Raw genomic sequence first — 14,805 nt, 5'->3', positions numbered from 1 at the left:
GACAGACCCTCATGGTGAGGAGCGCGTCTTCGCGCGTCTCCGGACGATGCTTCGCATCGCCTTGAGAACCATGAGGCGCCGATCTCGCCCGGAACTCATCCCTCGAGACGGCCGCAGTGCGGCCTCCTCGGGATGAGGTAGAAGCCGTGGCCCGGATTGGACTTAACGTTGGTGAACCGGCGCCGTCAGCGAGCCCGGCGCAGCATTGGAAACAGCGGCGGCGATGCCCCTACCTGGATCGTGCCGAGGACCTCGAAGCCGTGTCGCTGATACAGCGGGATGTTGGCCGGGTTGGTGGATTCGAGATAGGCCGCGACATGATCCCGATCGAACAGCCGAACGGCGTCCCCCAGCAATGCCCCACCACGGCCTTTGCGTCGATGCGCCGGATCGACGCCGATCAGCGGTAGATACCAATGAGTTTCCTTGGGATGATAGGCCGCCATCCCTTCGAAAACCGCAGCCATCTCGGACTCTCGCCCGGCCGGCATGGTCGCTGCGAGCGCCGCCTCGTCGGGTTCGATGCCCGGCGGCAGCCACAGTGCCGCGCCTGCATAATCGTCGACACAGCGCGCCGTGTCCTGCTCAAAGGCGCGGCCGCCGAATGCGCGCACCAGGGCCGGGAAAGATGCGAGATACTGATCCGGATCCGGATAGGCCCAACGCGTCACCGGATCGGCGCTGAAGGCAAGCACCAAAACGGAAATGGCCCGCTCGATATCGGCGGGCGCAACAGCAGTTACGACGGGACCAGAAACTGCGTTCGCCGGACTCATCACAACACCTCCATCGCGGCCCCATTGCCAGGTTCAAGACCAACATCGAACCACAAATCTGGGGCGTCAATCGGGAGAGGCGGTCAACAAGACGTGCGTGAGAGCGTTTTCGAGCGAAGTGGAAACCGGTTCGCGTGAAGAAAACGCGTCAAAACAAGAATCTAGAGCTTCGGTTCTGATGCAATCAGAACCGAAAATGCTCTAGCGGTTCGTCCGCGAAATGCGCGTCGGCGACGCGGAAAACCGCGTCGCCTCGCCAAGGATTCAGAAACTAACCGTCAGCCGGCCGTTGATCGAGCGCCCCGGCCCTTTGACATTGTAGCCATAGGCCGCCGACGATCCCATCATCGAGACCACCTTGTAGTCGACCAGATCGGCGCCGCCGAGCGGCAGGTAGTAATTCTGATCGAACAAATTGTCGATACCGAGATCGATCCGGACGTGCTGCCATTGATAGCCGGTGCGCAGATTGACCAGCGCGTAGGAAGGCGTCGTCAGTTCGTTGTGAACCTGGCTGACCTGGTCCTTGGAGCCGACGAGCTGCAGTTCGATGCCGTTGGTCCAGCCGCCAATTGCGTGCTCGAACGCAAGCTTCGCGTTGATCGGCATCACGTGGTAGAGGTCGACGCCGTCCTGCCGCCGGCCGCGCACATAGCCGAGCGTTCCGCGCAGCTCGCCCCGGCCGTAGCTCGCATTGTCCCACAAAGCGAGCCGGCCTTCGAGGTTCACGCCATACAGCGTAGCGTCGTGGTTGGCGAAACGCAGATAGACGAAGCCAGTGGTGGCGGTGAGGTTGTCCGGATTGTTGGCAAGGCAACTGCCGGTCGCGCAGCGATCGACGTCGATATAGTCCTGGACGTAGCTCGCATAGGGAGTGACGCTGAAGCTCCAGATCTTGTGCGCCGGATCGTGCCAACCTGCGGTGAAGCTCACCGTGTGCGCCTTTTCCGGCTTCAGGTCGAGATTGCCGACATAGCCGTTGCCGTCGCCGAACCACCCGATCATCTGCATGGCCATGGCGTTGGTCGACCAGGCATAGCGTTCGTAGAGGTTCGGCGAGCGTGTCTTGCGCGCAAAGCCGAGTTCGTAATGGCTGAACTGATCGGGCTCATAGCGCACCAGGGCGGAGCCATCGAAATGAACGTCGGTCCGGGCCCGATCCTGGGCATTGAAGGCGGCGGCATCCGCGCCATACATCATCGCATTGTACCCATGGACGTCACCGGTGTTCATCCACACCACGTCGTTGCGCAAGCCGACGATGGTGGTCCAGTTGCGGTCCCAGTGCCGCTCCCATTCGGCGAAGGTGCCGACGCGGTCGCGCTGGCCACCATTGAGGTTGATGAAGCTGTTCGGCCCCATCATCATCGAGCCCGCAACCGGATCCCACCAGTCGTCAATCCGGTTGAGCGTCAGCTCATTGCCGACCCGCAGCAGGTCGATGTTGGACGCCGCGAACGTGGCTTTGACGGCGTATCCGCCATCGATCCCATCGGTGTCCATCGGCATCTCGCCGGTCTTGTCCGGCGCAATGAAGCCCATCGTATGCCGGATCTGATGGACGAACGCGCTGGCCTCCAACTTGCCCCAGTCGAAGTCTCCTTCGTAACGGCCGTTCGCGTACAGGCCGCGGTTGTAGACCATGTCCATGTACTGATTGACGTAGCCCTGATAGGGGATGAACTGGCCGCCGACCTGGAACGTGAACAGGTTGCCAAAGGTACGCTTGGAAATGCTGAGCGCGTGGTTCTGGGTCTCGTAGAGCGTCGATTTGATAGTGCTGCCGTCGCCCGCCTTGTAGTTGCCGGAGCGCACCCAGCCGCCGGTGTAGGTGACGCTGGTGTCACGGTTGGCGAGCGTTGCGGTGGCGTCGACGCCGTAGGCATTGCCGTTGCTGCGGAAGAAGCCTGAGACGGTTGCGGTCGATAGCCACCCGGACGGATCGTTCGCGAACACAGGAGGCGCGGTCGTGACATCGATGCGCGCCCCGATGTAGTCGCCGCCGGTGCTGACCGGCGCGATGCCGAGATAGGCCCGCATCTTCGCGATCATGGTGGGATTGACGAAAGACAGCGGCGGATTCATTTCGTTCGGACATGCGGGGCTGATCAACATGCTGTTGATCGCGACCTGGACCCGGTCGGCGCCGAACCCGTTGATCGCGGGCAGGCTCGACACGCCGCCGGCACCCCACACTGCGCCTCCCGGCAATTCCGTGACGAGCGAAGCTGAATCGCTGGTCGACAGACCCCGATCGAACGCGGTCCGCGCCGTCACGGTCGCGTTGCCCGCAGGCTGCGCCGGATTCTCGGCCGGGCGCTGGGGTGCCTCCGCGAGATGGCCCGCCGCGGGACCCGACGGACGACGCGCATTCGATCGTTGATGCACGGAATGTCGTCGATGCGGTGCGGCAACGTCGACCGGGGGAAGCGTATGGGCCGACTGTGCCGCGACGCTCGTCACGGCCGGCGGCGCCAGCGTGATGGTGGCGGTCAGCGCCGATGAGATGAGGGCGCTGGACAGGTAGAGAGTGGATCGGCCAAGGCCGGACGAAGGCTTGCTCATGATGATAAGGACTCGGGTGTGGCGCGGCATCGCCGCGCATAGGGGTGACGCCCCTGCCCGGCGATCGGGCCGGACAGGCAAACGAAATCGGGACATGCCTTCGCGCGCCGTCGAGGACGGCGATCGAGCGATGCGTGTTGGTTGAAGGAAAAGGCGTCGCGCTTCGATGAATTGTCGAAGCGGTGGCGCCGGCTCGCCTTACGACATCGAAGGCGGTGCGCGCGCCTGCGTGTTGGAGCCTGCGCGGGAGGCTACATCGGTATGTCTGCGCGCGTGCCAGACCATCCGGACCGGTTGCCGATATGGCGTCGCGAACACGATGGCCTGCGGCGCATCAAATGACGCATTTGCCTGAGCCGCGCAGCAAATCAGACAGGCGATGCCATGCGCGCGCTGGCTGGCATCTCGATTGGCGTTTGCTGCCGACGCGACTGAATCGCTGTGACAGATTTCAGCGAAGCCGACCGGATCGGAAATGGCGATGGCCGCAGCCCAGCAGGTGGCGATCGGCGCCAGAACCTGAACCGCCAGCGCGATCAGAACGATCGGAAAAAATCTTTGCAACCGCTGCCGCATCAGCCCCACCCCATCAAGTTCCTAACACCCGAGGGTTTCAGAGTCGAGATAAGGCATTTCGGCCACCGCATTTCCTCGTCGCGAATCTACGTGTCGCAGATCGGCAGGGAGGTATCTTTGATCTAGCTCACACTGCCGGCAATTGAGAGTATTGCCGACACCGCATGGCGAGCCGGTTCGCTGCATCAGGCCACCGCCAAATTGGCCGCGGAGCGCCGAGTGGCGCGGAACCGGTCGGAACTATCAGATCAAGGATTCGTCAGGACTACCGACGCATCGCGGCATCGATTGACATGGCAGGCCGCAAGGAGTTTATTTTGTCTTCCGGGGATTAAGCGATCTCCCCGCGAGGCGACATGCCCAAGCATCGCGTCCTTAACTTATGAGGGACGCAGCATGTCTTCATACACATCCATTTCCCCTGACAAGCTTTCACGACGGATCGGCACCGCAAGTGCGCCTGTCCTGATCGATGTCCGCCTCGATGAGGACTTCGCGGCGGACCCGCGCCTGATCCCGGGCGCGACGCGCCGCTCGCATCTCGACATCAACGACTGGGCACGAGAGCTGGCCGGACGGTCGGCCATCGTCATCTGCAACAAGGGCGAGAAGCTCTCAGAAGGCGCCGCCGCCTGGCTCCGTCACAACGGCATCGCGGCGGAAATCCTGGAAGGCGGCCATCTCGGCTGGAAGCAGGCGGAACTGCCCACCGTGCCCGCCAACAGGATTCCACGGCGTGACGGGCGCGGTCGCACTGTCTGGGTGACGCGATCGCGGCCGAAGATCGATCGCATCGCCTGCCCCTGGCTGATCCGCCGTTTCGTCGATCCCGCCGCGGTCTTCCTGTTCGTCGCACCTGCGGAAGTGGTTGCGGTCGGCGAGCGCTTCGCGGCAACGCCGTTCGACATCGAGAATGTGTTCTGGAGCCACCGCGGCGAACTCTGCACGTTCGACGTGATGGTGCAGGAATTCGGCCTGTCGACGCCTGCACTGGAGCGGCTGGCCGTCATGGTGCGCGGGGCCGACACCGCGCGTCTCGATCTTTCTCCGGAGGCGTCGGGCCTGCTCGCGGTCTCGCTCGGCCTGTCGCGCATGTACGACGACGACCTCGAGCAGCTCAACGCCGGCATGCTTCTCTACGATGCCTTCTACCGCTGGTGCCGCGACGCAACCAAGGAGACCCACAACTGGCCGACCAGCAAGGTGAAGCCATGACCGCGCTCACCGCCGAATCGAAGGCCACTTCGCACAACGAGGTGCACGGCATCTCTTTTGCCGATGCGCTCGTTGTCTGGCTGCGCGTCGCGATCCTGAGCTTCGGCGGCCCGGCCGGGCAGATCGCGGTGATGCATCGTATCCTCGTCGAGGAGAAGAACTGGATTTCGGAAGCGCGCTTCCTGCACGCGCTCAACTACTGCATGCTGCTGCCCGGACCGGAGGCGCAGCAGCTTGCGACCTATATCGGCTGGCTCCTGCACCGGACAGTCGGCGGGATCGTGGCGGGAGGCCTGTTCATCCTGCCTGGCGTTTTCGCCATCATGGCGCTGAGCTACATCTACGCCGCCTACGGCAATGTCGGCTTCGTCGAGGCGCTGTTCTTCGGCCTGAAGGCGGCGGTGCTCGCCATCGTGATCCAGGCGGTGGTCCGCGTCGGCAGGCGTGCGCTCCGCAATCCGGTCATGGTTGCGTTGGCGGCGATCGCCTTCATCGCAATCTTCTTCTTCGGGGTGCCGTTTCCGGTCATCATCGTTGCCGCCGCCATCACCGGCTTCGTTGGCGCGCGGCTCGGAAGGCCGGAGTTCGCAGCCCTCGAACACGGCGGAAAGAGTTCTGCCGTGATCGACAGCATGCTCGGCGAAGCTGTGCCGGATCACGTCCGGCCGAATGCCGCGCGCACCCTGCGTGTGGGCGCGGCATGGCTTGCGCTCTGGCTTGTTCCTGTCTTCGCCTTGCTTATCGCCCTGGGACCGAGCGATGTGTTCAGCCAGATAGCGATCTTCTTCAGCAAGATGGCGATGGTGACGTTCGGCGGGGCTTACGCCGTGCTGGCCTACGTCGCGCAACAGGCCGCCGAATACTATCACTGGGTAACCCCGCGCGAGATGCTCGACGGCCTCGGAATGGCAGAGACCACGCCGGGGCCGCTCATCATGGTGGTCCAGTTCGTAGGCTTCATGGCCGCGTTCCGTGAGTCGAGCGGGCTGTCCCCGATGCTGGCCGGCACACTCGGCGGATTGCTCGCGACCTGGGTCACTTTCACGCCGTGCTTTCTCTGGATCTTCGTCGGGGCGCCCTACATCGAGGCGTTACGCGGCAACAAGGCGCTCGCCGGCGCACTCTCGGCGATCACCGCCGCGGTCGTCGGCGTCATTCTCAATCTCTCCATCTGGTTCGCGCTGCACACGATCTTCCGGCAGACTTTTCCGGTGCAAGGCTTCGGTCTCTTCTTCGATGCGCCGGTACTGCGCAGCGTGGATTGGCCGGCGCTTGCGCTGTCGCTCGCGGCGGCGACTGCGATTTTTCGCTTCAATGTAGGAATGCTTGTCGTCCTCGCAGCGTCCTGCATCACCGGCGTCCTGTGGCGCCTGACTGGCATCATCTGACCGAAGCGCATGTGGCGGCGAGCCGAATGACGATAGCAGTAAACAATGGGCTGGAGGCACAAGCTGGGAGCAAGGACCATGATGCGACTGATCTCTGGCGCAGCCCTTTGCCTGACGATGGCGGGCGTGCTGTCGCCTGCCTATGCCCTGACGCAACAGGAACTCGTCGCGAAGCTCGAGTCGGCCGGCTACTCGCAGGTCGGTGAGATGAAATCGACCGCCGAAGGCATCGTCGTGAAGGCCGTCAAAGACGGCAAGGAGGTCCAGATCGTCGTCGACAGCAGCGGTCAAATCAAGGAACGGCGGTAGGGCCGCGCGCCGCGGTCGCAAGCACAAGCATCTCGACTACAGGAACGCCAACAAGAGGAGCCAATCCCCATGACCATGAAACCTCGTTTTGCCGCCATCGCCGCGGCCTTGCTGTTACCGAGCCTCGCATCGGCGCAGTCCGTCGATTGGAACATCTTTGCGGAGCCGTTCATCTCGGAAGCTCACGCGCAGTCGATCGATTGGAAAAAGGTGGACACAGCGCTCGGCAAGACCGCTACCGTCAGCGGAGAGGCCCATCGCTATGGCCTGCCGCGGTCCGATCTGCATGTCACGCTCGACGGCGTGACGATCAAGCCCGCGCTCGCGCTCGGCGGCTGGGTGGCCTTCACTCCCATGGATGGTCAGGCGATGGTGATGGGCGATCTCGTCCTGCTCGAATCCGAGATCACGCCAGTCATGACGAAGCTCTTGAACAGCGGACTGGACATCACGGCGGTCCACAACCACATCCTGCGCGCCTCGCCGGCAACGTTCTACATGCATGTCGCCGGACATGGCGATCCGGTGAAGCTGGCTAGCGCGATCCACGAGGCGCTGACGACCGGCAGCAAGACGCCGTTCGAGCCGCCGGCGACCACCGCCGGCCCTGCCCCCACCGTCGACCTCGACACCGCGAAGCTCGACGAGATCATGCACGCCAAAGGGAACGTCACCGGCGGCGTCGATCAGTTCACGATCCCGCGCCGCGAGCCGGCGACCGAAGCAGGCATGACGGTCACCCCCGCGATGGGCGGTGCCAACGGCATCAACTTCCAGCCGACCGGCGGCGGCAAAGCCGCCATCACGGGCGACTTCCTCGTCACCGGCGACGAGGTCAATCCGCTGATCCGAGCCCTGCGCGCCGGCGACATCGAGGTGACCGCGATCCACAGCCACATGCTCGACGAGCAGCCGCGGATGTTCTTCATCCATTTCTGGGCCAACGACGACGCGCAAAAGCTCGCCCGCGGCATCCGCGCCGCGCTCGATAAAACGGCGGTGGCGCAGAAGTGAGAGGGCCGCCCATGGGTACGCCCGCCGCGATTGGGCCGGGTCCATGATCTCCGCGGCTGCTACTGCTCACGATACGTCCCGCGAGTTCCTTCGCGTGGAAGACCTCGTTAAGCGGTACGGCCAGGAGGCGGCGGTCGCGCATGTCTCATTTTCCGTCGCGGCCGGTGAAATCCTTGGCATTGTCGGTCCGAACGGGGCCGGGAAGACGACCTTGCTGGAATCGCTTGTGGGCTTGCTCGCGACGGAGCAAGGCACTGTTTTCTGGTGCGGCGAGGAATTGCCCCCACCGCGGAGAAAGGAAGCGCTGTTCTATCTGCCCGATGGCATACGGCCCTATCAGGACCGGTTCGCGATCGACGTCATGACTTTCTTTGCGCGGGTCCACAAGCGAACGGCAGCGCAGACGGCCGCAACGATCGCTGCCGTCGGATTGACGCCGGCCCTCGGCAAGCGCGTGCATGCGCTGTCCAAGGGCTACAACCGCCGGCTGCTGCTCGGGCTCGGTCTGCTGACACCGCATGACGTGCTGGTGATGGACGAACCGTTCGATGGCTTCGACATCAGGCAGACGCGCACCATCATCGACGTGATCCGCCAGGAGGCGGCGCGTGGACGCACCTTCATCCTCGCCATCCACCAGCTCGCGGATGCCGAGCGTGCCTGCGACCGCTTTCTGCTGCTCGCCGGAGGAAAGGTACGCGGTATCGGCACTCTCGGCGAATTGCGCGCGATAACCGCGCTGGCGAACGGCTCGCTGGAGGAGATTTTTCTTGCGCTCACCTGAACCACATCGCGCTCGCGAGGCGCCGCTTGCTCCGCTGCTTGCAAAGGAATTGGCCGAGATTGTCTGCGGCCGGGCGCTCTGGACGATGCTTCTCCTGGTCTGTCCATTGATCGGCTACAGCTTCGTTCAAGCCGTCTCGCTCTATGGCGAAGCGAGCGCGTCGGCGCAGCAATCTCCGGTACTGGCGGCAAGCCTGTCGCCGCTCGACGGCGTCCTGGTGCCGACATTCGGCGCGTTCTACGTCGCGGTCACGCTGCTGTTCCCATTCGTGGCGATCCGCGCGCTGGGCCAGGAAAAGGAATCGGGCGCGCTGCGCCTGTTGGTCCAGTTGCCCTATCGATCCTCGACGCTCATTCTTGCCAAGCTCGCCGCCGTGCTCGCGGCCTGGATTCTGGTAAGCATTCCCGCCCTTTCAGCACTCGCGATCTGGGCGATGATGGGCGGGCATCTTGCGGCGTCCGAGACCGTGAATCTCTTGTTCGGCCATCTGCTCTACGGCCTGCTCGTGGCCGCGATTGCATTATTCGCCGCGACCATTGCCGATAGCGCGGCCACTTCAGCCATCATCGCGCTGGCAGTGACGATCGGATCATGGGTGCTCGACTTCACCCTCGCCGGCCATTCCGGCCTCGCGGCCTTTGTCGCGCAACTATCACTGACGCAGGCGCTGCGCCCGTTCGAACAAGGCTTGCTCTCCGCCGGGCTGGTGCTCGGCGTGACCGGCGCAATCGCAGCCCTGTCCGCCCTCGCGTCCATCTGGTTGCCGCCCGGCGTCCCAACGCAAACCAAGTGCATGCGTTCTGTCCCATGCGTGCTCGCCATCTTGCTGGCGCTCGGTCTGGCGACGCAGATCAGGCAATCGGTCGATGTCACCGAGGACCGGCGAAACTCCTTCCCGGCTGCCGATCAGCGGCTGCTCGCCACGCTCCAACTGCCTCTGATCATCAAGGTGAATCTCGCCCCCGAGGATCCACGCTACGCCGATCTGCAACGCAACGTGCTGGCAAAGCTCGATCGCGCGATGCCGAACGTCTCGATCATTGTCGCCGGCAGCCATCGCGATGCCGCCAGCCAACCGGCCAATGATGCTTATGGCGAAATCGAATACTCATACGGCGCCCGATCGGATGTCAGCCGCTCGACCAGTCCGCGCGAAGTCCTGCCGCTGCTGTATGCCCTCGCCGGCAAGCAACCGCCCGCGCCCGCACCCAGTGACGAATATCCGGGCTATCCGCTGGTCGCCACGGCAGATGCTGCACTCTTCTGGTTCGTCGGCGGACTACCGCTGTTGATCGCGGGCGCCTGGTGGTGGAGCCGGCGCCCGCCGGCCAAATCCCTGTTCACCTGCAAAGGAGCCCAATCATGACCGCAGGAGGAAGCATCAAGGCCATCGCTGCTGCGATGGTTCTCGCAGCGCTGGCGCTGCCGGCACTCGCCGGGCAGCCGACAAAAATCGACTTTGTCGACGAAACCGTGGGCACAGAGCCGAAATCGCTCGTGCCGGTCGTCGGCATCTGGCACATCGAGAGCGATAGCGGCAAGAAGGTGCTTGCGGTGGACGGCCGGCAGTGGAAGGAGGGACAATCGTCTGCCGGGATCGCCGACAAGGCGCGCGCGCTGTATGGCGAGCGCTACGCCGAATTCCTCGATCGGGTCCAGGCCTATGCCTACTTCCCCTACGTGATCGCGCCCAACATCGAAAACTTCACCAACGGCGAGATCACCGTGCGCTTCCAGGGATTGTCCGGCCGCATCGATCAGGGTGCCGGAATCCTGTTCAACCTGAAGCCGAACGGCAACTACCTGACCGTCCGCGCCAATTGTCTGGAAAACAACCTCGTGCTCTGGAAGTTCGAGAACGGCAAGCGCTCGTCGGTCAAATGGGTGCGCAACACGCCGACCGCCACGCGCCAATGGCACGACCTCAAGGTTCGCATCATCGGTACAAAGGTCGAGGGCTATCTCGATGGCAAGCTCTATCTCGAGCACACATTGGCGCAGCCCGTCTCGGGTCGCGTCGGCCTGTGGTCAAAGGCCGATAGCCACGTACAATTCGCCGACTACATCGTCACGGCAGCCGACTGAGAAATACGGTAAACGCTTTCGCCACCGATGAGCGCATCATCTGCGGACCGAAGATCGCGCTCCGATACGCGAGCCTAGGCGGCGACGCGACCGGCCTCCAACCGAAACTCCAAGTCCTCGATAAGCTGCGCCAACCGTTCGCGCGTAAACAGATCGGTCGGTTCCTGTGCCAGCCTTCGGGTTTGCGCAAGCTTTTGTTCCAACTCTTTACGCTCGCGGCGCAACATTTGGAGCTCCTTGCTATGTGGGCGAAGTCCGTCAAATTGATCGGGAGAAGTTTACAACTTGTTAAAGCGGCGAGCGCTCCGCATCCGACAAACGGAAACCGTTTGCACGGAACTCATGCTTGAACAAAGATGAGATCATGATCCGATTCCGTCTAATCGGTTCATGATCCAGCGTCCCGTTCTCCGTTGCTTCAACGAGTACAGCCAAAAAACGTAATCCGCCATCCGTTGCGCCTCTGCCCCGTGCGTTACGCCATCACTCTCACGCGTGGAAGTTACGATGCGTGTGGCTCGACCAACCCACCCCGTGATTCTCGCGTCCTCAGACGCCAAGTGTTGCGGCTGTAACCTTTGCCTGGGCGGGACACACTTCGGTGATGCCGCTCATCGATAACAGCGGCGCTTCGGACTCCTGATAGAATTCGCCGAGGAATATCAGTCAAGCGCCGTCCCATGATGGCGATCGTGCAAGAGGAAGATCATGGCCGACGACCTTGCCGCTCGTGTTGAGGCCAATCAGCAGAAACTGAGAGCTGAGTTGAAGTCCCACTATGACTTCATCATTTGCGGGTCGGGGTCATCGGGTTCAGTAGTGGCGCGGCGTTTGGCGGAAAATGCCGACGTCAGCGTTCTCCTGCTCGAAGCCGGCGGCAGCGATGACGTGCCGGACATCATGAGCGCGTCGCGTTGGCCCGCCCTTCGCCGTGGCGAACACGACTGGTCCTTCAACGCGATGCCAAATCCTCGGCTGAACGATCGCGCCATTCCCATGTCCATGGGCAAGGTGCTCGGTGGCGGATCCAGTATCAACGTGATGGTTTGGTCGCGCGGCCACAAAGCGGATTGGGATGGCTTCGCGGCGGAAGCCGGTGATGACGGCTGGAACTATCAATCCGTGCTGCAGATCTATCGGCGCATCGAGGACTGGCACGGCGCACCGGATGCAGCCCGCCGCGGCTCCGGGGGGATGGTCTTCGTGCAACCGGCGCCTGATCCGCATCCTCTCGCCGCCGCGATGATCGAGGCCTTTGCCACCGTCGGCGTTCGGACGTTCGATGACCAGAACGGCGTGATGATGGAGGGCCATGGTGGCGCCGCCCTCACCAACCTGTGCGTCCGTGATGGCCGACGGCAATCCATCTTCCGTTCCTATGTCTCTCCTATCATGGATCGTTCAAATCTCACGGTCCTGACAGGCGCACTCGTCACTCGTCTAACGTTGGCCGGCAAGCGAGTGACCGGCGTGGAGGTCGCGTATGAGGGCAAGATGCGTCGCATCGGTGCTGGCGAAGTCGTGCTGTCGCTGGGCGCCATTCACACGCCCAAGCTGCTCATGCAGTCCGGTATCGGCGATGAGGCCGAGCTGAAACGCTTCGGCATTCCTCTTGTCCAGCATCTGCCCGGCGTTGGTCAGAACTTCCAGGATCACTTCATGGCACCATGCGTCTGGGAGTCGTGTGGGCCTATTGAACGCCGCAACAATTTGACGGAAGCGACCGCACTTTGGCGCAGTGACTCCGCGCTCGAGGTGCCGGACCTGCAGACGCTCATAGTCGAGGCACCCTATGCCAGTCCGCAGGCCGCCAAGGATCCGCTGCCGCCCGATAGTTGGTCACTGACAAATGCGGTACTGCGCACCGCCAGCCGGGGCTGCCTCCGACTGACCGGACCCAATCCAGACGACCCAGTCGAGATCGATGCAAACTGCCTCGACGATCCCGCCGATCTGAAGGCGCTGAAGACCTGTGTCGAGTTCTGCAGGGCTATCGGCAATTCACCGGCCTTGCGACCTTTCATGAAAAGAGAACTCGTGCCGGGACCGGTCGACGATTCCGGGCTGGAAACGTTCATCCGTAATGCGACGGTCAGCCACTCGCACCAAACCTGCACTGCCAAGATGGGGCGCGATGCCATGTCGGTGGTCGACCACGACTTGCGCGTTTACGGCCTCGATCATTTGCGGATCGCCGACGGATCGGTCCTGCCGCGGGTGACGACCGGCAATACCATGGCCCCATGCGTTGTCATCGGCGAGCGTGCTGGCGAGTTCCTGAAAGCCACTCACCGCCTCGGGCCATGAGCGGACTCCGGTGTTCGCTATCTGGCAATCCGAACAGGCAGGGTCTCGTAGCCATTGACGAAATTCGAATACACTCGCCTCGGTTCGTCGACCACTTCTATACGCTCGAAACGCTTCAGGATTTCTTCCCAGATGATCTTGAGCTGCAGCTCGGCGAGCCTAAGCCCGACGCAACGGTGAATACCAAAGCCGAACGACAGATGCTGGCGCGGTCGCTCCCGATCGATGATGAACTCGTAAGGCTTCTCGATGACCTCTTCGTCGCGGTTGCCCGAGACATACCACATCGCGACTTTATCGCCCTTCCTGATCCGCTTGCCGCGGAACTCGATGTCGGAAAGTGCCGTCCGCCGCATATGGGCAACTGGCGTCTGCCAGCGGATCACCTCCTGCACGAAACTATCGATCAGGGCAGGGCTCTTCCTGAGCTTCTGATACTGATCCCAATGCCGGTTGACCGCATAGATGCTGCCCGACAAGGTATTGCGAGTAGTCTCGTTCCCGCCGACGATCAAAAGCAGCAGATTACCGAGGAAATTTTTCGGATCCACATCGCGTGCGGCCGGGCTGTGCGCCATCAGCGACAACAGATCGCTTTTCGGCGGCTGGTTGATGCGCGCGTCCCAGAGCCGGCTGAAATATCGCGCGCATTCTTCAAGTTCAGCCTGCCGCTCGTCCTCGGTTGCAACGACTCCTCCGGGGCCCGGAATGGTCGTTGCCAGATCAGACCAGCGCGTCAGCTTTCGGCGATCCTCGAAGGGAAAATCAAACAGGACGGCCAGCATCTGCGTGGTCAGCTCGATCGAGACCCGGCCGACCCAGTCGAACACCTCACTGGTCGGCAGATTGTCGAAGCATTCGACAGAGCGCTCACGGATGCCGATTGCCAACTGTTCGAGATGTGTTGACGTGAATACTGGAGCTATCGTCTTGCGCTGAGCGGCATGGCGCGGAGGATCCATGCTGATGAAGCTCTCGCGGCGCAGGTCGGGTGTCACGTCGACCAGGGTGATGCCGCCAAGCGCCGAGGCCGAGGAGAACACCGCATGATTAGCTTCAACATCGATGATGTCCTCGTATCTGGTGATGGACCAATACGGGCCGAACATGCTGTCGCTGGTGTAGTGGACCGGATCTTCCTTGCGCAGCCGATCGAAATAGGGCCAATGGGTGTTGGAGCGGAACAGCTCGGGATCTGCGGGATCGAGCTCTTCCAGCGGCAGGGAGAGAGCCCGCTCTCGGGCCCTGTCGTATCGGCTGTCTTGAGTGGGATCGAGTGTCCTGTGCATGGCCGGCTCCTCGTCGGTCCTTTCCTTTTTCTTGTGCGGAGCGTCTGATCTTCTGCGGAGTGCTTGATGGGCACGAATCAAATCCGTTTGTCTGCATCTCGGCCCGTGCGCCGGTTTTCGTGATGCAATTCGCTGACGCGCAATTACGCGTCATGGCTCGATGCTGCTTCGGCTTCGCCCAATCCCGGCGAGCCGTTGCAAGCGGCGTCTCAAGATAGGCCGCGCGCCTCACTCTCCGTCATTCCGGGGTGCGCGCAGCGCGAGCCCGGAATCCATCTAGCCGCATGCACGAGCGGAGAAATGGATTCTCTGATGTGCAATTGCACATCATAGCTCGACGCTGTCGCATCGCCCCGGAATGACGAAGAAAAATTCACCTGCGATTTCAACCTGATTTGCCCCGTCCAGCCCTGTAGCGAAAAACATTCCGCTTCCGCCGTCGGGCAAATCAGTGATTTAACTCCGCGCGTCTCACGGCAGATGAGGGGCGGGTCGCG

At 62.5% G+C, this 14,805-nt stretch carries 14 protein-coding genes; 9 read left to right on the top strand and 5 right to left on the bottom strand.

The genetic code is table 11. The annotated features are described in order from the left end of the window. Window positions 1-185: 185 nt before the first annotated feature. The 3 genes from ACZIRK_RS29845 to ACZIRK_RS29835 all read right to left on the bottom strand — a co-directional run bounded on the left by ACZIRK_RS29845 (window position 186) and on the right by ACZIRK_RS29835 (window position 3,848). A complete protein-coding gene (locus tag ACZIRK_RS29845; protein ID WP_130227456.1) occupies window positions 186-776 on the bottom strand; it encodes a GNAT family N-acetyltransferase in 591 nt (196 codons plus the stop codon). Window positions 777-1,040: 264 nt separating this feature from the next. Then, window positions 1,041-3,341, bottom strand: coding sequence for a TonB-dependent receptor (locus tag ACZIRK_RS29840; RefSeq protein ID WP_130227457.1), 2,301 nt, complete (start codon window positions 3,339-3,341; stop codon window positions 1,041-1,043). Window positions 3,342-3,539: 198 nt separating this feature from the next. Beyond that, on the bottom strand, window positions 3,540-3,848 hold the full coding sequence (locus ACZIRK_RS29835; protein ID WP_456671156.1) for a DUF2946 domain-containing protein: 309 nt from the start codon (window positions 3,846-3,848) through the stop codon (window positions 3,540-3,542). Between ACZIRK_RS29835 and ACZIRK_RS29830 the strand changes: the two genes are divergently transcribed. From ACZIRK_RS29830 to ACZIRK_RS29795, 8 genes are all read left to right on the top strand, one after another. Beyond that, entirely contained in the window at window positions 3,783-4,043 is a 261-nt protein-coding gene (locus tag ACZIRK_RS29830) for a hypothetical protein (protein WP_165435331.1), read from the top strand. The two genes, ACZIRK_RS29835 and ACZIRK_RS29830, sit on opposite strands and share 66 nt — an antisense overlap. 270 nt (window positions 4,044-4,313) lie before the next feature. Then, window positions 4,314-5,132: a chromate resistance protein ChrB domain-containing protein gene (locus ACZIRK_RS29825; RefSeq protein ID WP_130227459.1), complete on the top strand. Its 819-nt coding sequence runs from the start codon at window positions 4,314-4,316 to the stop codon at window positions 5,130-5,132. Then, window positions 5,129-6,520 carry a chromate efflux transporter gene (gene chrA, locus ACZIRK_RS29820; RefSeq protein ID WP_130227460.1) on the top strand — a complete coding sequence of 464 codons (1,392 nt, stop codon included), beginning with the start codon at window positions 5,129-5,131 and terminating at the stop codon, window positions 6,518-6,520. The genes ACZIRK_RS29825 and chrA overlap by 4 nt, the downstream gene beginning before the upstream one ends. Before the next feature lie 78 nt (window positions 6,521-6,598). Then, complete coding sequence (locus tag ACZIRK_RS29815) at window positions 6,599-6,829, top strand: PepSY domain-containing protein (protein WP_409334847.1); 231 nt, start codon at window positions 6,599-6,601, stop codon at window positions 6,827-6,829. A 69-nt stretch (window positions 6,830-6,898) separates the two neighbouring features. Continuing rightward, entirely contained in the window at window positions 6,899-7,843 is a 945-nt protein-coding gene (locus ACZIRK_RS29810) for a DUF1259 domain-containing protein (RefSeq protein WP_130227461.1), read from the top strand. 94 nt (window positions 7,844-7,937) lie between these two features. Beyond that, window positions 7,938-8,627, top strand: a complete 690-nt coding sequence (locus tag ACZIRK_RS29805; protein ID WP_245474834.1) for an ABC transporter ATP-binding protein — start codon at window positions 7,938-7,940, stop codon at window positions 8,625-8,627. Continuing rightward, window positions 8,614-9,993, top strand: a complete 1,380-nt coding sequence (locus ACZIRK_RS29800) for an ABC transporter permease (RefSeq protein ID WP_130227463.1) — start codon at window positions 8,614-8,616, stop codon at window positions 9,991-9,993. The genes ACZIRK_RS29805 and ACZIRK_RS29800 overlap by 14 nt, the downstream gene beginning before the upstream one ends. Then, complete coding sequence (locus ACZIRK_RS29795) at window positions 9,990-10,712, top strand: hypothetical protein (protein ID WP_245474835.1); 723 nt, start codon at window positions 9,990-9,992, stop codon at window positions 10,710-10,712. Before ACZIRK_RS29800 ends, ACZIRK_RS29795 begins: the two co-directional genes overlap by 4 nt. Before the next feature lie 74 nt (window positions 10,713-10,786). On the opposite strand, the gene ACZIRK_RS29790 is transcribed toward ACZIRK_RS29795, so the two are convergent. Further along, window positions 10,787-10,939 (bottom strand): hypothetical protein, encoded by a 153-nt coding sequence (locus ACZIRK_RS29790; protein WP_165435332.1) that lies wholly within the window; start codon window positions 10,937-10,939, stop codon window positions 10,787-10,789. A 481-nt stretch (window positions 10,940-11,420) separates the two neighbouring features. On the opposite strand from ACZIRK_RS29790, the gene ACZIRK_RS29785 reads away from it, so the two are divergent. Beyond that, window positions 11,421-13,019, top strand: coding sequence for a GMC family oxidoreductase (locus tag ACZIRK_RS29785; protein ID WP_474418701.1), 1,599 nt, complete (start codon window positions 11,421-11,423; stop codon window positions 13,017-13,019). A 17-nt stretch (window positions 13,020-13,036) separates the two neighbouring features. On the opposite strand, the gene ACZIRK_RS29780 is transcribed toward ACZIRK_RS29785, so the two are convergent. Then, entirely contained in the window at window positions 13,037-14,308 is a 1,272-nt protein-coding gene (locus tag ACZIRK_RS29780) for a cytochrome P450 (protein ID WP_130227464.1), read from the bottom strand. Between the last annotated feature and the right edge of the window lie 497 nt (window positions 14,309-14,805).

The sequence above is a fragment of the Bradyrhizobium sp. Leo114 genome (assembly GCF_055229415.2).
The sequence above is the reverse complement of the archived record's forward strand: the minus strand, read 5'-3'. Positions and strand labels throughout refer to the sequence as shown.

Excerpts from the sequence above, each read along its gene's own strand:
- ACZIRK_RS29845 (WP_130227456.1), bottom strand. The coding sequence starts at position 776 with ATGAGTCCGGCGAACGCAGTTTCTGGTCCCGTCGTAACTGCTGTTGCG.
- ACZIRK_RS29840 (WP_130227457.1), bottom strand. The coding sequence starts at position 3,341 with ATGAGCAAGCCTTCGTCCGGCCTTGGCCGATCCACTCTCTACCTGTCC.
- ACZIRK_RS29825 (WP_130227459.1), top strand. The coding sequence starts at position 4,314 with ATGTCTTCATACACATCCATTTCCCCTGACAAGCTTTCACGACGGATC.
- chrA (WP_130227460.1), top strand. The coding sequence starts at position 5,129 with ATGACCGCGCTCACCGCCGAATCGAAGGCCACTTCGCACAACGAGGTG.
- ACZIRK_RS29815 (WP_409334847.1), top strand. The coding sequence starts at position 6,599 with ATGATGCGACTGATCTCTGGCGCAGCCCTTTGCCTGACGATGGCGGGC.
- ACZIRK_RS29810 (WP_130227461.1), top strand. The coding sequence starts at position 6,899 with ATGACCATGAAACCTCGTTTTGCCGCCATCGCCGCGGCCTTGCTGTTA.
- ACZIRK_RS29795 (WP_245474835.1), top strand. The coding sequence starts at position 9,990 with ATGACCGCAGGAGGAAGCATCAAGGCCATCGCTGCTGCGATGGTTCTC.
- ACZIRK_RS29790 (WP_165435332.1), bottom strand. The coding sequence starts at position 10,939 with ATGTTGCGCCGCGAGCGTAAAGAGTTGGAACAAAAGCTTGCGCAAACC.
- ACZIRK_RS29785 (WP_474418701.1), top strand. The coding sequence starts at position 11,421 with ATGGCCGACGACCTTGCCGCTCGTGTTGAGGCCAATCAGCAGAAACTG.
- ACZIRK_RS29780 (WP_130227464.1), bottom strand. The coding sequence starts at position 14,308 with ATGCACAGGACACTCGATCCCACTCAAGACAGCCGATACGACAGGGCC.